This is a genomic window from bacterium (assembly GCA_004299235.1).
GTDB lineage: Bacteria > Chloroflexota > Dormibacteria > Dormibacterales > Dormibacteraceae > SCQL01.
This window is the reverse complement of sequence record SCQL01000031.1, coordinates 183,620-203,558: the sequence shown is the minus strand read 5'-3', so window position 1 is coordinate 203,558 and position 19,939 is coordinate 183,620. Positions and strand designations below refer to the sequence as shown.

General features: G+C 68.5%; 20 protein-coding genes. 18 read left to right on the top strand and 2 right to left on the bottom strand.

The features are described from left to right. Positions 1-185: 185 nt before the first annotated feature. From EPN29_11435 to EPN29_11405, 7 genes are all read left to right on the top strand, one after another. The gene (locus tag EPN29_11435; protein TAN31817.1) at positions 186-2,855 is read left to right on the top strand and encodes a pyruvate, phosphate dikinase; all 2,670 of its coding nucleotides are present in this window, start codon (positions 186-188) and stop codon (positions 2,853-2,855) included. A gap of 116 nt (positions 2,856-2,971) precedes the next feature. Then, entirely contained in the window at positions 2,972-4,756 is a 1,785-nt protein-coding gene (gene dnaG, locus EPN29_11430; protein TAN31816.1) for a DNA primase, read from the top strand. A gap of 92 nt (positions 4,757-4,848) precedes the next feature. After that, positions 4,849-6,216, top strand: a complete 1,368-nt coding sequence (gene rpoD / locus EPN29_11425) for an RNA polymerase sigma factor RpoD (protein TAN31815.1) — start codon at positions 4,849-4,851, stop codon at positions 6,214-6,216. Positions 6,217-6,295: 79 nt separating this feature from the next. Beyond that, positions 6,296-6,958, top strand: coding sequence for a cytidylate kinase-like family protein (locus EPN29_11420; GenBank protein TAN31814.1), 663 nt, complete (start codon positions 6,296-6,298; stop codon positions 6,956-6,958). A gap of 4 nt (positions 6,959-6,962) precedes the next feature. After that, on the top strand, positions 6,963-7,247 hold the full coding sequence (locus tag EPN29_11415; GenBank protein ID TAN31813.1) for a hypothetical protein: 285 nt from the start codon (positions 6,963-6,965) through the stop codon (positions 7,245-7,247). Continuing rightward, positions 7,240-7,485, top strand: a complete 246-nt coding sequence (locus EPN29_11410; protein TAN31812.1) for a hypothetical protein — start codon at positions 7,240-7,242, stop codon at positions 7,483-7,485. The genes EPN29_11415 and EPN29_11410 overlap by 8 nt, the downstream gene beginning before the upstream one ends. Positions 7,486-7,653: 168 nt before the next feature. Beyond that, a complete protein-coding gene (locus EPN29_11405) occupies positions 7,654-7,914 on the top strand; it encodes a hypothetical protein (protein ID TAN31811.1) in 261 nt (86 codons plus the stop codon). A 38-nt stretch (positions 7,915-7,952) separates the two neighbouring features. On the opposite strand, the gene EPN29_11400 is transcribed toward EPN29_11405, so the two are convergent. Then, positions 7,953-8,612, bottom strand: coding sequence for a GntR family transcriptional regulator (locus tag EPN29_11400; GenBank protein TAN31810.1), 660 nt, complete (start codon positions 8,610-8,612; stop codon positions 7,953-7,955). 140 nt (positions 8,613-8,752) lie between these two features. Between EPN29_11400 and EPN29_11395 the strand changes: the two genes are divergently transcribed. The 11 genes from EPN29_11395 (at position 8,753) to EPN29_11345 (ending at position 19,144) form a co-directional block, all read left to right on the top strand. Next, positions 8,753-9,790: an alcohol dehydrogenase gene (locus EPN29_11395; GenBank protein ID TAN31809.1), complete on the top strand. Its 1,038-nt coding sequence runs from the start codon at positions 8,753-8,755 to the stop codon at positions 9,788-9,790. Positions 9,791-9,887: 97 nt separating this feature from the next. Next, positions 9,888-11,162, top strand: coding sequence for a hypothetical protein (locus EPN29_11390; protein ID TAN31808.1), 1,275 nt, complete (start codon positions 9,888-9,890; stop codon positions 11,160-11,162). A gap of 55 nt (positions 11,163-11,217) precedes the next feature. After that, positions 11,218-12,231: a branched-chain amino acid ABC transporter permease gene (locus EPN29_11385; protein ID TAN31807.1), complete on the top strand. Its 1,014-nt coding sequence runs from the start codon at positions 11,218-11,220 to the stop codon at positions 12,229-12,231. Beyond that, positions 12,228-13,187 (top strand): branched-chain amino acid ABC transporter permease, encoded by a 960-nt coding sequence (locus EPN29_11380; GenBank protein TAN31806.1) that lies wholly within the window; start codon positions 12,228-12,230, stop codon positions 13,185-13,187. Before EPN29_11385 ends, EPN29_11380 begins: the two co-directional genes overlap by 4 nt. Further along, positions 13,180-13,962 (top strand): ABC transporter ATP-binding protein, encoded by a 783-nt coding sequence (locus tag EPN29_11375; GenBank protein TAN31805.1) that lies wholly within the window; start codon positions 13,180-13,182, stop codon positions 13,960-13,962. The genes EPN29_11380 and EPN29_11375 overlap by 8 nt, the downstream gene beginning before the upstream one ends. After that, positions 13,959-14,702, top strand: coding sequence for an ABC transporter ATP-binding protein (locus tag EPN29_11370; protein ID TAN31804.1), 744 nt, complete (start codon positions 13,959-13,961; stop codon positions 14,700-14,702). The genes EPN29_11375 and EPN29_11370 overlap by 4 nt, the downstream gene beginning before the upstream one ends. Next, positions 14,699-15,817 (top strand): aminopeptidase P family protein, encoded by a 1,119-nt coding sequence (locus EPN29_11365; GenBank protein TAN31803.1) that lies wholly within the window; start codon positions 14,699-14,701, stop codon positions 15,815-15,817. The genes EPN29_11370 and EPN29_11365 overlap by 4 nt, the downstream gene beginning before the upstream one ends. Beyond that, positions 15,640-17,391, top strand: coding sequence for a long-chain fatty acid--CoA ligase (locus EPN29_11360; protein TAN31802.1), 1,752 nt, complete (start codon positions 15,640-15,642; stop codon positions 17,389-17,391). The genes EPN29_11365 and EPN29_11360 overlap by 178 nt, the downstream gene beginning before the upstream one ends. Next, positions 17,388-17,810, top strand: coding sequence for a PaaI family thioesterase (locus EPN29_11355; GenBank protein TAN31801.1), 423 nt, complete (start codon positions 17,388-17,390; stop codon positions 17,808-17,810). The genes EPN29_11360 and EPN29_11355 overlap by 4 nt, the downstream gene beginning before the upstream one ends. 16 nt (positions 17,811-17,826) lie before the next feature. Then, positions 17,827-18,240, top strand: a complete 414-nt coding sequence (locus tag EPN29_11350; protein TAN31800.1) for a cupin domain-containing protein — start codon at positions 17,827-17,829, stop codon at positions 18,238-18,240. A 13-nt stretch (positions 18,241-18,253) separates the two neighbouring features. Next, the gene (locus EPN29_11345; GenBank protein TAN32001.1) at positions 18,254-19,144 is read left to right on the top strand and encodes an alpha/beta fold hydrolase; all 891 of its coding nucleotides are present in this window, start codon (positions 18,254-18,256) and stop codon (positions 19,142-19,144) included. 26 nt (positions 19,145-19,170) lie between these two features. On the opposite strand, the gene EPN29_11340 is transcribed toward EPN29_11345, so the two are convergent. Further along, complete coding sequence (locus tag EPN29_11340; protein ID TAN31799.1) at positions 19,171-19,917, bottom strand: FadR family transcriptional regulator; 747 nt, start codon at positions 19,915-19,917, stop codon at positions 19,171-19,173. Positions 19,918-19,939: the final 22 nt, after the last annotated feature.

The following is a 19,939-nucleotide window of genomic DNA, read 5'->3' as shown; positions in this document are numbered from 1 at the left end:
AGTGGTCGCCACAGATGGGCCCAGCTCGCCACGCGCGCGGACTCGCCGGCGAGGCAGCGCTGGAACGAGACCGATGCAATCTCCGCCCCAGGCCAGGACGGCCTGGTGTTCGGAGGCGGCTCCAAGCTCGTCCATCGCGCGGCCAAAAGCGTAGCGTTGCCGGCTTCCGGCAAACTATTGGATCAATGGCAGCCGCGCGCAAGTGGGTGTACCAGTTCAGTGAGGGTTCGGCCAAGATGCGCGACCTGCTCGGCGGCAAGGGCGCCGGCGCGGCCGAGATGACCCGCGCGGGCATGCCCGTCCCGCCCGGCTTCACCATCACCACCGAAGCCTGCCGTGAGTATTACGCCCGCGACGGCAAGTTCCCCGAAGGGTTGTGGGAGCAGGTGATGGCGGCGCTCAAGGTGCTGGAGAAGAACGCCGGCAAGCGTTTTGGCGACCCGAGCGACCCGCTGCTGGTCAGCGTGCGCTCCGGCGCCAAGTTCTCGATGCCGGGAATGATGGACACCGTCCTCAACCTGGGCCTGAACGAGAAGACGGCCGACGGCCTGGCCGCCCTGACCAAGGACGAACGCTTCGCTCTCGACGCCCGGCGCCGGTTCATCCAGATGTTCGGCAAGACGGTGAAGGGCGTCGATGGCGAGAAATTCGAGCATGCGCTGCAGGCGGCCAAGAAGGGGGCCGGCGTCAAGACCGACCCCGAGCTCACGCCGCCGCACCTGCGCCGCCTCGTGACGCGCTACCTCGCCATCTACAAAGAAGCCACAGGCCAGGAGTTCCCCTCCGATCCGGCCGTCCAGCTGCGCGAGGCGATCGAGGCGGTTTTCCGGTCGTGGAATACCGAGCGCGCCAAGACGTACCGGCGCCTGGAGCGCATCCCCGACGACCTGGGCACCGCGGTCAACGTGCAGATGATGGTGTTCGGCAACATGGGCAAGGCCTCAGGCACGGGCGTCGCCTTCACCCGCAACCCGATCACCGGGCGCAAGGAGCTGTACGGCGACTACCTTGCCAACGCACAGGGAGAGGATGTCGTCGCGGGGGTTCGCGACACCGAGCCGATCAAGGCGCTGAAGCGGCACCTGCCCAAGGTTTACGAGCAGTTCGACGGCTACGCTCGCAAGCTCGAGAAGCACTACAAGGACGTCCAGGACCTCGAGTTCACGATCGAGCGCGGCAAGCTCTACATGCTGCAGACGCGCGCCGCGAAGCGCACCGGTGAGGCGGCGGTGAACATCGCCGTCGACATGGTCGCCGAGCATCTCATCACCAAGAAAGAGGCGGTCGCGCGCGTCGAACCGCGGCAGCTGGAGCAGCTCCTCTTCCCGCGCGTCGATCCCGGGGCGAAGGCGTCGCCGCTGGCGCGCGGCGTCCCGGCCTCGCCCGGAGCCGCCACCGGCGCGGCGGTTTTCGACGCCGACACCGCCGCCGACTGGGGCAGGAAGGGCAAGGCGGTGATCCTGGTCCGCGTCGAGACCAACCCCAACGACGTGCACGGCATGGTCGAGGCGAAGGGCATCCTGACGCAGACGGGCGGCACCGCCAGCCACGCGGCGCTGGTCGCGCGCGGCATGGGCCGACCCTGCATCGTCGGCGCGAGCGCGATCGCGGTCGACGTGCGCAAGCGCGTCTTCTCCGCCAACGGCATCACGATCAAGGAGGGCGACCAGATCACGATCGACGGCACCACCGGCGACGTCTACGTCGGCGACGTGCCCACGATCGAGGCCCGCTCGCTGAACAAGCACCCGGCCGCCAGCGCCATCCTTCGCTGGGCAGACGAGTTCCGACGGCTTGAGGTCTGGGCGAACGCGGATTACCCGCGCGACGCGACCAAGGCCCGTGAGAACGGGGCGCAAGGCGTGGGCCTGTGCCGCACCGAGCACATGTTCATGGAGCAGGATCGACTGCCGATCGTGCAGGCGATGATCATGGCCACCACGACCGCCGAGCGCGAGAAGCAACTCGACCTCCTGCTGCCCATCCAGCGCGGCGACTTCGCGGGAATCCTCGAGCAGATGGCGGGGCTCCCGGTGGTCATCCGGCTCATCGACCCGCCGCTGCACGAGTTCCTGCCCAATCTCGGGGACCTGGTGCGCGAGACGGCGACGCTCAAGGCGACGGGCAAGAACGGCGCGCGCCTGAAGCGGCTCGAGAAGGTCATGAGCAGGGTCGAGGAGCTGCACGAGGCCAACCCGATGCTCGGCCTGCGAGGCGTCCGGCTTTCGATCCTTTTCCCGGAGATCACGCGCATGCAGGTGCGGGCGATCATGGAGGCCGCCTGCGACCTGCGCAAGAAGAAGGTCGACGCGCGGCCCGAGATCATGATCCCGCTGGTCGGCACGCTCGCCGAGATGCATGCGGTGCACACCGAGCTCAAGCCGGTGGCCGACCAGGTGCAGAAGGAGAAGGGCGTGCGTGTGCCCTACAAGTTCGGCACGATGATCGAGATCCCGCGCGCCGCGCTGAACGCCGGCGATATCGCGACCGAGGCGGAGTTCTTCTCGTTCGGCACCAACGACCTCACGCAGATGACCTTCGGCTATTCGCGCGACGACGCCGAGAGGCACTTCATCGTCCGTTACCTGGAACGCAAGATCCTGCCGCGCAACCCGTTCGAGACGATCGACGAGAAGGGGGTGGGGCGGCTGATGGAGATGGCGGTTCGCGAGGGGCGCAAGACGCGGCCGAAGCTCGAGGTCGGCATCTGCGGCGAGCACGGCGGCGACCCGGACTCGATCCACCTGTGCCACAAATTGGGCCTGAACTACGTCTCGTGCAGCCCCTTCCGCGTGCCGGTGGCGCGTCTGGCGGCGGCCCAGGCCGCAATCGGCGACAGGACCAGCACGAAGTAGATCTGATCGAGCCGCCGAAGCCGGGGTACGGCTCGGGGGCGACAGAGTCTCGCGCACACCCTCGTCCCAGCACATCAGCGCGTGGGAATCAACTGGACGTTCGACAATAGGAGTCCGTGCCCACCCCCGCGTCCGATGACGCCTTCGCCGAGGTCAAGGCCAAGGTCGACCTGGTCAAGGTCGTCCAGGAGCACGTCCGCCTCACCAAGCGCAACAAGGACCTCTGGGGCCTGTGCCCCTTCCACCAGGAGGACAGCCCCAGCTTCAAGGTCAACCCTCAGATGCAGTCCTGGTACTGCTTCGGCTGCGAGCGCCACGGCGACGTCTTCACCTTTGTCGAGCTCATCGAGAAGACCGACAAGCGCGGCGCCCTGCAGCTCCTCGCCGAGCGGGCCGGGGTGGAGCTGAAGAAGCTCAGCCCGGAGCAGAAGGAGCGCTCCGACTCCCGGCGCCGGCTGCTGGCGATGCTCAAGCTCGCGGCCCAGTACTACGAGTACGTGCTGTGGTCGAACCCCGCGGGCGAGCCGGGCCGGCGCCTGCTCGAGTCGCGCCAGGTGGCGGAAGACGCTGCCCGCCGCTTCCAGCTCGGCTACGCGCCCGCGGGGCGCGGCTTTGCCGAGTACCTCCGCGTCAAGCGGCGTTCGCTCGCGGACGCGCAGGAGGCGGGCCTCATGCGCCACGACGGCACGGATTTCTTCGCCGAGCGCCTGGTCATCCCGATCCGCGACGAGCGCGGCCAGCCGCTGGCCTTCACCGCCCGGACGGTGCGCGCCGGCGAGCAGCGCAAGTACATCAACTCGCGCGAGACGCCCGCCTACATAAAAGGAAGGGTGATCTTCGGCCTCGACCTGGCGCGCGACGAGATCACCAAACGCGGCCACGCCGTCTTGATGGAGGGCCAGTTCGACGTCATCACCGCCCACCAGTTCGGCGTCCAGAACGCCGTTGCCAGCTCGGGCACGGCGCTGACCGAGGACCAGGTCCGCCTCCTCAAGCGCTTCACCGACGACCTGCTGCTGGTTTTCGACTCCGACCGGGCCGGGCGCCAGGCCGCCTTCAAGGCGATCGAGCTGGCGGCCGCTCACCAGATCCGCACCCGCGTCGCCACGGTCAGCGGCGCCAAGGACCCTGACGAGTTCCTGCGCGCCGCCGGCGCCGATGCGCCCCGGCTCTGGGACGAGCTGGCCGCGAGCGCGCCGTCGGGCTGGGAGTTCTGGATCAAAGACGCGCTCACGGGCCTCAACCCGGGCAACCCGAACCAGCTCGAGCTGGCCGCGGCGCGGGCCCGTGAGGTGCTGGAGAAGATCCCGGACCCGGCCGTCCGCGAGACCTACCGGGAGCGGGCGGCGGGCTGGATCGGAGTCCAGCCCCACCTCCTATTTCCCCTGCCCCGATCCGGTGGAGGGCCGGCGAGGGGGGCGGATACCGGCAAAAGGGAGGACAGGAACGGTTTGGCCGGACGGCTGGCGGGGAAGAAAGTCACCGTAGGCAGGTATCTGCTGCAGCTGCTTGCGGTCCGGCCGGTCGCTTTCGAGCGCGTGCGAACAAAGATCACGCCTGAAGAGTTGGACGAAGAGGACCGCGTTGTATACGTCCGGATGTTGGAGACCTACGAGCGCGCCGGAGCGTCCGGGCTCGAGGCGGAGTTGGCGGGCTATCCCGCAGGGGAACAGGACCTGATCAGGAGGGCGTGGGCGGCGCCGCCGCCCAGCGTGGACGACGAAGTGGCGGTGGATTTGGCGGAGCGGATCCGGCTCGATCACATGAAGGGCCGGCACAGTGGGATAATCCGCGAGCTTTCAGAGGCCGAACGGGGTCGAGACTCGGAGCGGGTGGCGCGACTCGAAGCGGAGGCCGGGGAGCTCGCTCACGCCATCGCAGATATGGAAAGGAGAGGGTAGATATCGCGCGCGTAGCCAAGGTCGCGACCAAGACTGGGGCCAGGGCCGGCAAGGCCCTCGAGAAGCCGGAGCACAAGTTCGAAGACGAGCTGATGGCCGTGGCCGAGCAGCTCATCGTCAAGGGCAAGGAGCAGGGCTACCTCACGCCCGACGACATCCTCCAGGGCTTCCCGGAGATCGACGCCGAGCCGGACCAGATCTTCCGCATCTTCGCGGCGTTCAAGGAGATCGGAATCGAGGTCACCGACGGCGAGAAGGATTTCGAAGAGGTCGAGCAGATCGACGACGAGATGCTCCTCGATATCGAGATGATGGATTCGGTCTCGCTGGACGACCCGGTGCGCATGTACCTCAAGGAGATCGGGCGTGTCAGCCTGCTCACCGCCAACGACGAGGTCGAGCTCGCGCAGGCCATCGAGGCCAAGCCTCTTCATGACGCGCTGAAGGCACTCAACGTCGTCGAGGAGATCGACGCTCGCCAGCGGTCCGTCGAGGAGATGCTGCCGGACGTGATCGAGCGATTGGCCACGCTCAAGCGCAAGGGCCAGCAGGCTCACATCGCGCAGGAGCTGCTGGGACTCGACGACCTGTCCAAGATCCAAAACCTGCTCGACGCGGCCGCCGCGGAGCGCCGCCGCCAGGCCACCAACGGGGCGGCTCGGCCGCGGGTCCGCCACGAAGCGATGGAGTCGTATCGCATCGCGCGCTATCGCCTGACCGAGCGGTATGAGCGCGCCTATGAAGCCAAGCAGCGGCTGACCGAGGCCAACCTTCGGCTGGTCGTGTCGATCGCCAAGAAGTACATCGGCCGCGGCATGTCCTTCCTCGACCTCATCCAGGAAGGGAACATGGGCCTCATCCGCGCGGTCGAGAAGTTCGACTACCACAAGGGCTACAAGTTCTCGACGTATGCGACCTGGTGGATCCGGCAGGCGATCACGCGTGCGATCGCCGACCAGGCGCGGACGATCCGCATCCCGGTGCACATGGTCGAGACGATCAACAAGCTCGTCCGCGTCTCGCGGCGCCTGCTCCAGGAGCTGGGCCGCGAGCCGAGCGATGAGGAGATCGGCGAGGAGATGGGGATCACGCCGGAGAAGGTGCGCGAGATCGTCAAGGTCTCGCAGGACCCGGTGTCGCTCGAGACGCCGATCGGTGAGGAGGAGGATTCCCACCTCGGGGACTTTGTCGAGGACCGCGAGGCGGTGTCGCCGTCGGATGCGGCGTCGCTGACCATGCTCCACAGCGAGGTGGAGGACGTGCTCGACACGCTGACGCCCCGGGAGCGGCGCGTGCTGCAGCTGCGGTTCGGGCTCATCGACGGCCACCAGCGGACGCTGGAGGAGGTCGGCAAGCGGTTTGGCGTGACCCGCGAGCGCATCCGCCAGATCGAGGCCAAGGCCCTGCGCAAGCTGCGCCACCCCTCGCGCTCGAAAAAACTGCGGGACTACCTGGAATAGCCGCCCAGCTCCGCCTCGAGGAGAGGGCCGGGGTGGAGGGCCTCACCTCCCTGCCGGAGAACGAGAGGGGCTTTAATTGATGCCAGCAATGCCGGTCATCACCGTCGGGCGCCAGTTCGGGGCGGGAGGCAGGACCGTGGGCGCGATGCTCGCCCGCGAGCTGAAGGCCGACCTCCTCGAGTCGCGGATCATAGACGAGGTGGCGCACCGCCTCCAGCTGCCGAAGGAGGAGGTCGAGGCCGAGGACGAGCAGCCCGGCTCGCTGCTGGAGCGCCTCCTCGTCGCGCTCGGCTCCGCCAGCTCTGAGCCGCTCATCCCGCCCGAGGCCACGGCCTGGAACCCGCCCAACGCCGATCCGACCTTCGACTCGCGCAAAGCCGTGCTGCAGATCACCCAGCAGGTGATCAGGGAGGCGGCCCGAGGCGGCAACGTCGTCATCGTCGGGCGAGGCGCCGGTTACATCCTTGGCGATTTCGAAGGCGCCCTGCATGTCTTCCTGCGCGCCGCCGAGGCGGTTCGCGTCAAGGCGGTCATGGCGCGCCTCAGCCTCGGTGAGGAGGAGGCCAGGCGCCGCATGAAGCAGGCGGATGAGAACTGGACCGCCTACATCAAGCAGGTCTACGGCCATGACCGCAACCTGGCCTCGCACTACGACATGGTCCTCGACACGGGTCGACTCGGCTATCAGGCCACGGTGGATGCGATCCTCGCCGCGCTCAAGTCCCGCCGGCCGTTAACCTAACCAAGTGATCCACGCCCTGGGTTCCCGCACGTCCGGAGTCGACGGCTCGAGCGAGGGCGGCCGTATCAACACGATCAGCCTGCCCGGCGCGCTCGTCCTGTACGGGGTGGCGCTTATCCAGTCGCTGCAGCGCGGCAACCCCAAGAGCAAGCTGTCGGTGGCGCCAATCCAGGTCGGTGGGATCTGGCGTTTGGAGCTCAGCTATACAGGAGACGAGCCGGCGGGGGTTCCAGGCACCTGGCACGGGCACCGGGTGATCGTGCGCAAGATCGAGGCGCCGAGTGCCTGAGACCGGGCGGGCGCAGGGCGCACTGCCAACCTTCGGCCTCGACAGCAAGATCCGCGACGTCGTGTCGCGGCTGGGGGAACGGGGCGGGGAGCTGCTGCGGCAGCACGGCTACGACGTCGGTGAGGGGTTCGTCGACGTCCTGTCGCAGTACCAGACCCTGGAGCATGCCTCGCGACAGGAACGCCTCCGGGACGTCAACGGCCTCTTGGCCGAACTGAACTCCCTGCGGGGCGCGTAGGCCGGGACCACCCCTCAATCGAGGAGGTGGGGTGAGGGGATCGAGCCTACAATCCGGGCGCCACCGCCCGGGCTTGACAGACAGTTGATGGTTCCAATCCGGTGGCTGCGGGTGTACCATGCCACGAAACAGCTTCCTGGTTCGTTATACAGGTCGAGGAACACGTCATTGCAAAAGTCGAAGCTGGAACCAGACAAGGGCAAGTGTGCCTGCGGGCGGCGCCTCAAGGACGCTTCCGTCTACACCTACCGCTCCCACACCGATCGCTACCTGTTCCACAGGTGTGAGTGCGGCTCGGAGTGGACTGAGCACCAGAGGGACATCGACCCGCTGGACCCCATCAGCTCAGACGAGGTGATCGAGGTCCACAGGCGCCTGGCCAAGTTCGAAGGTTCCATCACCGAACTGCTGGAAAGACGCTCCGTCTGACGTGACCCCCAGGGCCGCCGCCCGGATCTGGCGGTGGATCAGCTCTCGGGCGCGGGACGCACCAGCGTCAGCGCCGTCGGTGTCCGCATGACCAGGCTGCGCATGGCGTTGTAGTCGCGCTCCAGCTGCGCACGCATCAGCTCACCCGCCGGCTTCGGATCGCCCGCCTGCATCATCACCAACAGATCCGAGTGTTCTTCGAGCAGCGACCCAACGGTGGGGCTGTACGCCAGCATGTGCATCACCCGCTCGAGCTCGTCCACCAGCCGGGTGATCGCCTGCTCGAGGCGTTTGTTGCCGCCGATCCTGGCGATCTCGCGGTGGAAGTCCGCGTTGAGCTTGGTGATCATCCGGCCGCGTTCGTCGGCCGCGACTTCGACCCGCTGCACGCCCTCCGCGAGCCGTTTCAGAATCGCGGCGTCGGCCTCGGTGAGGCGGCCGACGGCCAACTCGGTGGCCAGGGGTTCGAGGACGAGGCGCATGGCGAAGATCTCGTCGAGGTCGGCGAGGCTCACGTTGGTCACCAGGTAGCCGACCCGCCGGCGGGGCCGAACGAACCCCACGGCCGCCAGGCGCTTCAAAGCTTCACGCGCGGGGGCCCGGCTGACGGAGTAACCAGCGGCCACCGCCAGCTCGGTGAGCAGGGTGTCCGATTCGAGATGGTTTTCGACGATCTCGCGCTTCAGCTGCTCGAACACCGACTCGGCCAGCGTGGGATTCAGTGGGTGTCCGCCGGCTGCGGTCCGATCAGCGGCTTGCTTCAGGCTCTCAACCTTACCTGAGGGTCATGGGCGGGCGATTGCCGAGCTGAACATATCAGTAGTAAGCTTAGCGTCCCATGCACTCGGCTCCCCTCATGCAGGCGGCGGTCATTCGCGAGCACGGGGGGCCGGAGCGGATCCAGGTCGGCCGCATCGAGCGCCCCGAGCCGGCGCCCGGCGAAGCGCTCGTTCGCGTCGCCGCCTGCGCCGTCAACCACCTCGACATCTTCGCCCGGCGCGGCATGCCCGGACTGCCGGTGCCCCTGCCCCACATCGGCGGTGGGGACATCGCGGGCTGGGTGGAGGCGCTGGGGTCCACAGCCGGCGGAATCGCGATCGGAACGCCGGTGCTCGTCGACCCCATCCTGGAGGGACGCGGAATGCTCGGCGAGAACAGGCGTGGCGGCCTGGCCGAGTACGTCACCGTGCCCATCACCAACCTCATGCCCCTCGCCGACGACACGAGGATGGTGGAATTCGCCTCTTTAGCGGTGGCGTACGGCACCGCCCGCCGCATGCTTTTTTCCCGAGGCGGGCTGACCGCCGGCGAGACCCTCGTGGTCGTTGGCGCCTCGGGCGGCGTCGGGGTCGGCTGCGTCCAGCTCGGCAAGCTGGCCGGCGCCCGGGTGATCGCGTGCACGAGCAGCGAGGCCAAGGGCTCCAAGCTGCGTGAGCTCGGGGCGGACGAAGTGGTCGTCGCGCCCGACGGGCGGTTTGGACAGCAGGTTTGGGCGCTGACCAAGAAAGCCGGCGCCGACGTGGTGGTCGACTACTCGGGCAAGGACACCTGGGGACAGTCTCTACGATCGGTGCGCAAGGGCGGCCGGCTTTTGTGCTGCGGCGGCACCAGCGGCCACGAGGCGGTGACCGATCTCCGCTACTTGTGGGTTCGCGAGATCGACATCCGCGGCTCGGACGGGTGGACCCGGCAGGACCTGATCGAGCTGTGCTCGATGGTCGCTTCCGGGCGGCTCCGGCCGGTCATTCACGCCGTCCTCCCGCTGTCCCGCGCGCGGGATGCGGTCGACGAGCTGGAGGCGCGGCGCGCGTTCGGCAAGGTGGTCGTGGTCCCGGACGCGCTGTTCGACCAGGTGGCGCCGCGGACCACGGCGTAACGACATCACAAGGCTGTGGTGCGGCTCGCCCGAGCCGCCGGCAATCACGTACCGGGTGGGGCATCAGGATCGACGACTACATTCAGGGAGGGACTAGATGAGGTTTAGCAGTGCAAGAGGGTTGAGAGCCCTGGCGGTCGCCGGGCTGCCGGCGATGCTCATTGCCGCCGCGTGCGGCGGTGGCGGCAGCTCTGCCGGCGGCTCGCTCAACTTCACCACGACCATCGGCGACGTCGAGCCGTTCACCGGCGACCTCGGCGCGTTGGGCGGCCCCGCCGACAAGGCGGTGAAGCTGGCCGTCGACCAGTTGAACCAGGCTGCCAAGGACGCCGGGCTCGGCGCCACCTTCAAAGTGGTCTCGGCTGACACCCAGACCGATCCGCAGGCGGCTCTTTCCGCCGCTCGCAAGGTCATCGACGAGGGCGCGACCTGCCTCACCGGACCGGCGACGACGCCCGAATCCCTGGCCATCCTGAAGGGTGTCACCAAGGCGAGGAAGATCACCCTGCTGCCCTCGGCGACGTCGGCCAAGATGCGGCTCACCGATGACGGCGGAACCATCTTCCGCACCGCGCCGCCTGACAACCTCCAGGCGCTGGCGCTGGTCACGGCGGTGCAGTCGCAGCTGGGCTCGGCGCAGGGCAAGACGGTATCGATCGGCTACCAGAACTCGCCCTACGGCGAGGGCCTGGCCAACACGTTCAAGGATGCCTGGACGAAGCTGGGCGGAAAGATCCAGGGGCCTGTCGGCTACGACCCCAACCAGCCCACGTACGACTCCGAGGCCGCCAAGATCCTCGCCAACCACCCTGACGCATACGTCTTCGCCGACTTCCCGGACACGTTCGGCAAGGTCGCCGCGGCCCTGCTGCGCACCGGCGAGTTCGACCCCAGCAAGCTGTTCGTGTCCGATGCGCTGGCCGTCTCGCCGATTCCTTCGGCCATCCCCGCCGCCGCGCTGAACGGCGCGCATGCGACCAATGCCGGCTCTCCCGTCGGCACTCCGCAGGCAGCGGACTTCGACAAGCTGTACACGAGCGCACCAGGTCCCGGGCGCTTCGCCCTCGACGACAACAACTTTGATGCGGCCATCCTCTGCGGGCTCGCCGCGATTGCGGCCGGATCCAACGACCCAGCCGCCATCAACGCCCAGATGCGCAAGATCTCCGGGCCCGACGGCCAGCCGTTCACGTTCACTCAGCTTGCGGGCGCCATGAAGGCGCTCCGTGCGGGAACGCAGATCCACTACATGGGCGTCTCAGGGGCCATCGATTTCGACGCCAAGGGCGACACCAGCACCGGAACGTTCGACCTTTCGACCTGGAAGAACGGCCAGCTCACGCTGGACCGCAAGATCGACGCCAAGCCATAGGTTCGAGGATGAGCAGGCGGGCGCCCGGGGCGCCCGCCTGCTGCGTGCCCCTCTGATGTCGAGCCCCCCAGCCGCACCCCAGGCGACGACCTCCAAGAGGCCCGGGCTCGGCCTGTCGACCGGCTCGCGGGGCCTCCTGATCGTGGCCGTCGCCGCGGCCGCCTTCCTGGTCCTGGTGGCGGCCAAGGGCTATCAGCCCGCCGCCCAGGCGACCGTGAACGGCCTGGTCGCCGGGACCTACTTCGCCCTCGGCGCAGTCGGCCTGGCGCTGGTGTACGGAGTTCTACGGCTGGTGAACTTTGCGCACGGCGACTACCTGACCTTCGGCGCCTACATGGCGCTGCTCGCCAACGCGTTCTTGGGCTTGCCGATCGTGGCCGCGACCGCGATCGCGATCGCGGCCACCGCGCTCATGGCGGCGGCGTTGGAGCTCTGGCTGTGGCGGCCCATGCGGGCCCGCCGCGCGGGTGGCCTGCAGCTCCTGCTGATCGCGATCGGGCTCGCGTTCGTGATCAGAAACGGCATCCAGTTCGTCGCCGGCAGCCAGCCGCGCGGCCTGAACGTGGACGTGACCAGCGCGGTGAGCTTCCTGGGTGGCGTCCGGCTCGGGACGACCGAGCTCGCGGTGGTGCTGATCGGTCTCGTCGTGCTGGTGCTGGTGGCCGTCCTGCTGAACGTCAGCCGGCTCGGCAGGGAGATGCGGGCGCTCGCAGACAACCTGAACCTGGCCGAGGTGGCGGGGGTCGACACCGGCAGGGTGATCGTCGCCACCTGGCTGGTGGCCGGCGGCCTGGCCGGGCTGGCGGGTGTGCTGGTGGCGGCGGCGGTCGGCGTCCTGACTCCCAACTTCGGCTTCCAGCTCCTGCTCAGCCTTTTCGCCGCCACCGTTCTCGGAGGGATCGGCAACGCTTACGGCGCGCTCGCCGGGGGCCTTCTGCTGGGTCTGACCCAGGAGTGGTCGACGCTCTTCATCGACGCACGCTGGAAGCTCGCCGTCGGCTTCGCCATCCTGATCCTGACCCTCCTGGTCAGGCCCAACGGCCTGCTCGGCCGGCCTGCCCTCAAGTGATCCACCTGGTCAGCCTCGCGCCGTTCGGCCACGCCGACTTCTGGATTGGCGTCGGCATCGTCGCCGGGATCTACAGCATCTTCACCCTGGGCCTGCAGCTGAACGTCGGATTCACGGGCATCATCAACCTGGGGCAGGCGGGCTTCATGGCCATCGGGGCGTACGCGATGGCCATCCTGATCATCACGTACGGCTGGTCGCCGTGGCTGGCGCTGCCGGTGGCGACCCTGCTGGCGATGCTGGCCGGGGTCGTCGTGGCGATGCCCTCGGTGCGGCTGCGGGGTGATTACCTCGCCATCGCCACCATCGCCGCCGCCGAGATCGTGCAGAGCGTCGCCCAGAACGCGATCGGCCTCACCGGTGGCAACAACGGCCTGCTCGGGTTCGACACGGCGTGGAGCACGGTCCAGGCGCGGGTGCTCGGCCTCCTGTCCGGGATCGGATTGGGCGACCAGGACCAGCTCCCGCTGTTCTTCGTGACCTGGCTGACCTTTGTCGCGCTCCTGCTGATCCTCCTCGCCCTGCAGCACACTCCGTGGGGCAGGGTGCTGCGGGCGATCCGCGAGGATGAGGACGCGGCCGAGGCCCTGGGCAAGAACGCCTACGCGTACAAGGTCCAATCGATGGCGCTGGCCGCGGGAATCGGAGCGATCGCGGGCTACCTGCTCGCCCTCAACATCACGCTGATCTACCCGGGGACCTATTCCGCCGACTTCACGTTCATCGGCTTCGCCATCCTCGTGCTCGGCGGCATGGGCCGTTACGCGGGGGTGGCACTGGGATCGATCCTGCTCTGGTTCGTGCTGGAAGGGGCGCGTTTCCTCGACCTCCCCCTGGCCGCGGACAAGGTGGCCGCCCTGCGGCTGCTGATCATCGGGCTGGTGCTGATCCTGGTCATGGTGCTGAGACCCCAGGGCATCCTCGGCAAGCGCGAGGAGATGGTGCTTCGTGGCTGACCCCATCTTCGCCGTGCGCGATCTCGTCAAGGGCTTCGGCGGCTTGAGAGCCGTGGATGGAGCCACCTTCGAGGTGAGCCGGGGCTCGATCACGGCGTTGATCGGGCCTAACGGCGCCGGCAAGACCACCCTCTTCAACCTGGCGACCGGATTCATCAAGCCCGACCGCGGCGCCATCGAGTTCGAGGGCGAATCGATCTTCGGGCGGCCACCACACGCGGTGGCCAAGAAGGGCATGGTGCGCACGTTCCAGATCACCAAGGCCCTGGCCGCGATGACGGTCCTGGACAACATGATGCTGGCCGCTTCCGACCAGCCCGGCGAGCGCATCCTGGGCCTGATCACCCACCCGTTCAGCTGGCGGCCGCGGGAGCGCGCGATTCGCGAGCGAGCGCTGGAGCTGCTGGAACGGTTCCGCCTCGACGCGCTCGCCAACGCCTACGCCGGCACGCTGTCAGGCGGTCAGCGGAAGCTGCTCGAGTTCGCGCGACTGTTGATGGCCAAGCCGCGCATGGTGCTGCTGGACGAGCCCCTGGCGGGGGTCAACCCGGTCCTCGGCCAGGAGATACTCGCCCACGTGCACGAGCTGCGCACCGAGCAGGGCATCACCTTTTTGTTCATCGAGCACGACATGGAGGCCGTCATGAGCAATGCCGACCGCGTCGTCGTCATGGCTTTCGGCCGCGTCATCGCCACCGGCCTGCCGTCGGAGGTGCGGCGCGACCGGCGCGTGATCGACGCCTATCTGGGCGCGCACGGGGAGGATGTCGCTTGAGTGACGGCGGCGCGCTGCTGCAGGTCAGCGGCCTGGTCGCCGGCTACGTGCCCGAGGTGAACATCCTCACGGGGCTCGATCTGAAGCTCGAGGCCGGCGAGATCGTCACCGTGGTCGGCCCCAACGGAGCGGGCAAGTCGACGCTGCTCAAGGTCATGTTCGGCCTGTTGCGGCCACGCCAGGGTTCGGTCTCCCTCAGGGGCGATCGCATCGACGCCCTGCAGCCGCACCAGGTGGCCAGGCGCGGGATGGGCTACGTGCCTCAGCTGGAGAACGTGTTCCCGTCGCTGACGGTGGCAGAGAACCTGGACATCCCGGCCAGAGGCCTGGGGCGAATCGAACAGCAGCGCCGCACGGATGCGCTCTACGAGCTGTTCCCGCCCTTGCGACCGGCCCGCCGGCGACTGGCGGGCCTGCTGTCCGGCGGCCAGAGGCAGATGGTGGCCATGGCCCGCGCGCTGGTGCCGCAGCCGGAGGTGCTGCTGCTGGACGAGCCGTCCGCCGGCCTGGCGCCGGAGTACGTCGAGCTCGTGTTCCAGAAGCTCCTCGACATCCGCAAGTCGGGCGTCACGATCCTGGTCGTGGAGCAGAACGCCCGCCGGGCCCTGGCCATGTCGGATCGCGGTTACGTGCTCGAACTCGGTCGCAACCGTTTCGAGGGCCCAGGGTCGGACCTGCTCAAGAACGAGACGGTCATCGAGCTCTACCTGGGACGGCAGAAAACGGGAGGGGATTCGTGACCGAGCCGGCCCCGGAAGTGCAGTGGGGCGTCGAGCTCGACTCGAGAAGGCGCGGGTTCCGCCAGGTCCTGGACGGCGCGGGCTGTGATGCCGGCCTGGTCTTCGGCTGCGACGGCCACGCGCAGCACTTCCGCTACCTGACCAACTTCACCCCGGTCCTCGGTGATTCCTGGCTGCTCCTCGCGGGTGAGCTTGCCTGCTTCCTCACCTTCCCATGGCAGATCGTCGAAGCGATCGGCCGCTCAGGGATCGAACGCTGGGACGCCGCCATCAACCCCATCCCGCTGGTGGTCGAAGCGCTGCGGCAGGCAAGGCCGAAGCGCCTGGGGGTGGCGGGCGTGGAGCGCATGCCGGCCCCGGCCTGGAGGGCGCTGATGGAGGGACTGCCTGGAGTCGACCTCGTCGACGTGGGTGCGGGCCTGGCCAAGCTCAGGCGGCGCAAGAGCCCGCTCGAGGTGGACCGTCTGCGCGCCGCGGCGAGGCTCACCGACTCGATGCTCGACGCCGGCCGGGCCGGTGTCCACGCCGGCGTATCCGAGAGCGTGCTCGCCGCCAGGCTGTCGACGCTTGCGCTCGAGTCGGGCGGCGCTTGCGCCTTCGCGACCACCGTGGTGAGCGGCACCGAGCACCCGGTCCCCATTCGCATGCCCTCCACGCGGCGCTTCGAGCCCGGCGACACGGTGATGATCGACCTCGGCGCGGAGGTCGATGGCTACCAGGCGGATGCGAGCCGCACGTTCGTGCTGGGCAGGCCGAGCCTGCCGCAGCGAAAAGCCTGGGACGTCGTGCTGGCGGCGTACGAGGCGGCGGTTGCGCTGGCACGGCCGGGCGTACCCTGCCGCGATCTCCACCGGGCGGCCTCCGGCATCATCGAGGCCGCGGGCTACAAGGTGGCCCATCGCGCCGGCCACGGCATCGGTCTTGCGACCTCCTATGAATGGCCGAGCCTCGACACCGAGGAGGCCCCGCTCGAGCCTGGCGTGACCATCTGCATCGAGCCTGGCGTGTACTTCCCGGGCGCCGGCAACATGAAGCTGGAGGACGACTTCCTCATCACCGAGAGCGGGTGCGAGGCGCTGACCACGTCCGAGCGCGGGCTGGAGCTGACGCTGTGAGCGAGCGGCCCCGTCCCTGGCTTCGCGGTGGCAACTTCGGCGAGGTGTGCACGGAAGCCCTGCGCATCGACCCCGACCGCCGGGCGATCGTCGCCGGCGACCGGGAACTCTCATTCGCGCAGCTGGAGGAGCGCGCCCGGCGCTTCGCCGGGCTCCTGCCGGCGTTGGGCGTCTCGCCCGGCGACACGGTCGCCCTCGCGACCGGCAACGACTGGCGCTTTGTCGAGTCCCTGCTCGGAACGCTGATGGCGGGCGCGGTGGCGTTGCTGGTCAACATCAAACTGAGCCGCGAGACCCTGGCGTACATCTCAGGCCACAGCGACGCCAAGCTGATCGTCGCCGACGCGAGCCTGGGCGACCGGATCACGGCCATGGCCGGGGGCTCGCCAGGGCTCAAGGCCATGCTCGCCATCGGCGACGGCCTGAAGGCGATCGACTACGACGCGGCGCTCGCCTCCGCCAGTCCGCTCGGCGAGGTGCGCCCCAGCGATCCCGACGGCCTGGCGCTGCTCATGTACACGTCCGGGTCCACGGGCCGGCCGAAGGGATGCATGCTCAGCCACAGCAACACCTGGTGGCAGGCGCGATCGAGCGCCCGCTGCATGCTGCTGGACCACGGCGACACCGGGCTCGTCATGGGGCCCCTGTATCACGCCAACGCGCTGTGGGCGATCCTGCTGCCGATGCTGTTTGTGGGTGGAGGCGTCGTGATCCTCCCGCAGTTCGAGCGCCGCAGCGTCCTCGAAGCGATCCAGCGGCACGGCGTCACCTACACGTCCGGCACGCCCTCGATGTACTCCCTGCTGCTGGCGGACCCCGACGCCGACCGCTTCGATCTGTCGTCGATCAACCTGCTGCAGTGCGGGTCGGCGCCCGTGCCGGACGAGCTGATGAGCCGCATCAAGGCTCGGTTCCGGTGCGACGTGGTGGAGACGTATGGACTCACCGAGGCGGGGGCGAACGTCCTCTCCCCACGCTGGGGGATAAAGAAGCTGGGCAGCACCGGGCTGCCGGTCCCGGATGTCGAGATCAAGATCACGGTCCCCGACCAACCCGACCGCGAGTGCGGCCCCGGCGAGGTGGGGGAGCTGTGGTCGCGCTCCCCGGCCAATGCGCTCGGCTACCTTCACGAGCCGGGACTCACCGCGGAGCGCTTCTGGCCTGGCGGCTGGATGCGCACCGGCGATCTCATGCGGCGCGACGAGCAGGGCTACTGCTATTTCTGCGGGCGTACCGACGACATGATCAGCGTGGGCGGCGAGAACGTCTATCCGAAAGAGGTCGAGACGGTCGTTCTGTCGCACCCTGCGGTGGCCGACGTGGCCGTGGTTCCCGCCCTCCACCCGGTCAAGGGATCTGCGCCGGTCGCGTTCGTCGTGTTGAAGGCGGGCGCGCGGGCCACAGAGGATGAGATCAAGCAGCACTGCCTCGCCAACGGGCCCGCCTACGCGCATCCCCGGCGGGTCTTTTTTGTCGCTTCGCTGCCCCTGTCGTCGACCAACAAGCTGGATCGCGGCGCGCTCAAGGGACGGGCCGCGGAGCTGCTGCCGCACGGCCTGGAAGCCAAGCGATGACGGGTCCGGTGGACGCCACCACGCCGGCTCTGGCGCGCGAGGACGCGGAGCGGTTGCTTGCCTCCTGCGCGATTCATCGCGACATCGGCCTTGAGCTCGCCGATTGGGAGCCTGGACGCGTCAGGTTCCTGTTCCGGCCGCCGGCGTCGGTGCGATCGGGCGAGGCGGGGGTGGTCCACGGTGGTGCGCTGGCCACTGCCCTGGACACCGCCGCCTGCTTTGCCGTCATCGCCGCCGTGGGGGTCGACTGCGCCACGGTCGACCTGCGGACCGATTTCTTGAGACCGGCCGCCGCCCCGGAGCTGGTCGTGACCGGCACTCTGCTTCGGGCCGGCCGCCGGTTCGGCTGGGCTGATGCGTCGGTGACGGCGCCCGACGGCAGGGTGTTGGCGACCGCGCGTGGCACGTTCACCTGGTGACTTGGAGGAGATTGGCATGGCCGCATCGCGGGACCTGAACGCTCTGGTGGACCGGCTCCTGGCCGGTGGCGGCACGGCGGTGGACGTGGAGGGTCAGCCGATCCTGTTCCTCCCCGTGTACGAGACGCCTCGATCGCAGGCGGAGCTGTACCTGCTGCGGTCCGGGCAGCGGATCCCGGCCCACCGGCACTCGGCCATCGACGACGTCTTCGTCGGCGTGCGGGGCCGGGGCAGGGTCAGGGTCTGGGACGCGGATGGCAAGCACGAGGACCACACCGTCGAACCGGGCTCTGTCGTGGTGGTCGAGCCGGGCAGCCCGCACGAGGTCTCGTGCGCCGGCGAAGAGTTCTGCTACGTGCTCACCCAGAGCCCCAAGGAGGCATACGACAGCGTGAGCTACACGGCTTCCGAGGCGGTCGATGACGTCTGACCCGATGCCGGGCCTGAAGGTCCGCGAGGGTCACCTGGGATTCCGGGGCCACGCCATCTGGTACCAGGTCGTGGGCGAGAGCACGCCTGGACGGTGGCCGCTGCTGACGCTCCACGGCGGCCCTGGCGCCGCGCACGACTGCATCGAGCCGCTGGGTGAGCTGGCAGGCGGCGGACGAGACGTGGTTTTCTACGACCAGCTGGGCTGCGGGCGTTCTGATCAACCGCACGACCCCTCGTTGTGGACGATCGAGCTTTTCCTCGAGGAGCTCGACACGGTGCGGGCCGCACTCGGGCTGGAGCGGATCCATCTGTTCGGCCTTTCGTGGGGTGGGATGCTGGCCATGGAGTACGCCCTTCGCCGGCCGGCCGGCCTGGAGAGCCTGATTCTCGCCAGCGCCCCGGCCAGCATGGCATCGTGGGTGTCAGAGGCCGACCGCCTCCGCCGCATGCTGCCGGCCGAGGTGCAAGAGACGCTGCTACGCCATGAGAGCGAAGGCTCCACGGACAGCCCGGAATACCAACAGGCCATGCTCGCCTTTTACGAGCGCCACGTTTGCCGTCGGAAGCCATGGCCCGACCCGGTGCGGCAATCGGTGGCGCAGCTGATGTCCAATCCCGAGGTCTACCTGACCATGAACGGCCCCAGCGAGTTTCACGTCACCGGGACGCTGCGTTCGTGGAGCGTCGCCGAGCGGTTGGGCGAGATCAGGGTGCCGACGCTGTTCACGTGCGGCAGGCACGACGAGTGCACGCCTGAGATGGCGGCTGCGATCGTGAGGCAGATCCCGGGGGCTGAGCTGGTGGTGTTCGAGGCCAGCGCCCATTTCGCCCACGCGGAAGAGCCTGAGCGGTACCGGCAGGTGGCGGCCGGCTTTCTCGACCGCGTGGAGGCCGCCGGCTGAACTAGCGCCATCGCCGGCCGCTGACATCAGCTCAGCGGGTCGTGCGAAGCCTCCCGCGCGGCCCGAGAGGTCTCCAGGTCCGCTGCCCAGGCGATGTGCTCGGCCATCGCGGCGCGTGCCCCGTTGCGATCGCCCAGTCGAATCGCCTCGGCGACCTTCTGGTGCTGGCCGACGAGAACCTCCAGCTCGGCTGGAGTTATCTTCGAGTTCAGCCAGCGCTGCGACATGGTGGCGTGCAAGTCGCGCAAGACGGCCCGCAACGCGGCGTTGCGCCCCATTCTGGCCACGGCATCGTGAAAGTCCCGGTCGACCTTGAGAAAGCGCTGCGTGTCATGGGAGCCGGTCGAGATGGCGCGCATCTCCTTCACGATGGTCAACAGGTCATCCCTCTCATCAGCTGTGGCGCGAGCCGCCGCGTGCTCCGCGGCCGCGGGCTCGACGATGAGACGAGCCTCATACAGGTGGGTGAGAAGCTCCACCGCGCGGCCCGCCTCGACGTACGCCCGCTGCACCGGGGCGGCAAGGATGTTCCACTCGCGCTCGTCCAGGACAACCGTGCGCTTGCCCCAGCTGACGCGGATGAGGCCCAGCCCGGCCAGCTTTTGAATCGACTCTCGAATGACGACCTTGCTGGCGCGAAACCTCTCGACCAGCTGAGGTTCGCTGGGCAGCGACTCATCCGCCTGCAAGCGACCGGAGATGATCTCGCCTGCCAGAAGGTCGACGATCTGATCGCTGAGGCGGAACCGCTGCAGGCTAACCAGCACTGCCATCGGATGCCATCTTGTCCGATCT

What these genes read in the sequence shown, in the direction of transcription:
- EPN29_11435 (TAN31817.1), top strand. Translation starts at nt 186, where the DNA reads ATGGCAGCCGCGCGCAAGTGGGTGTACCAGTTCAGTGAGGGTTCGGCC.
- rpoD (TAN31815.1), top strand. Translation starts at nt 4,849, where the DNA reads ATGGCCGTGGCCGAGCAGCTCATCGTCAAGGGCAAGGAGCAGGGCTAC.
- EPN29_11420 (TAN31814.1), top strand. Translation starts at nt 6,296, where the DNA reads ATGCCAGCAATGCCGGTCATCACCGTCGGGCGCCAGTTCGGGGCGGGA.
- EPN29_11395 (TAN31809.1), top strand. Translation starts at nt 8,753, where the DNA reads ATGCACTCGGCTCCCCTCATGCAGGCGGCGGTCATTCGCGAGCACGGG.
- EPN29_11390 (TAN31808.1), top strand. Translation starts at nt 9,888, where the DNA reads ATGAGGTTTAGCAGTGCAAGAGGGTTGAGAGCCCTGGCGGTCGCCGGG.
- EPN29_11385 (TAN31807.1), top strand. Translation starts at nt 11,218, where the DNA reads ATGTCGAGCCCCCCAGCCGCACCCCAGGCGACGACCTCCAAGAGGCCC.
- EPN29_11360 (TAN31802.1), top strand. Translation starts at nt 15,640, where the DNA reads ATGGCCGAGCCTCGACACCGAGGAGGCCCCGCTCGAGCCTGGCGTGAC.
- EPN29_11355 (TAN31801.1), top strand. Translation starts at nt 17,388, where the DNA reads ATGACGGGTCCGGTGGACGCCACCACGCCGGCTCTGGCGCGCGAGGAC.
- EPN29_11350 (TAN31800.1), top strand. Translation starts at nt 17,827, where the DNA reads ATGGCCGCATCGCGGGACCTGAACGCTCTGGTGGACCGGCTCCTGGCC.
- EPN29_11340 (TAN31799.1), bottom strand. Translation starts at nt 19,917, where the DNA reads ATGGCAGTGCTGGTTAGCCTGCAGCGGTTCCGCCTCAGCGATCAGATC.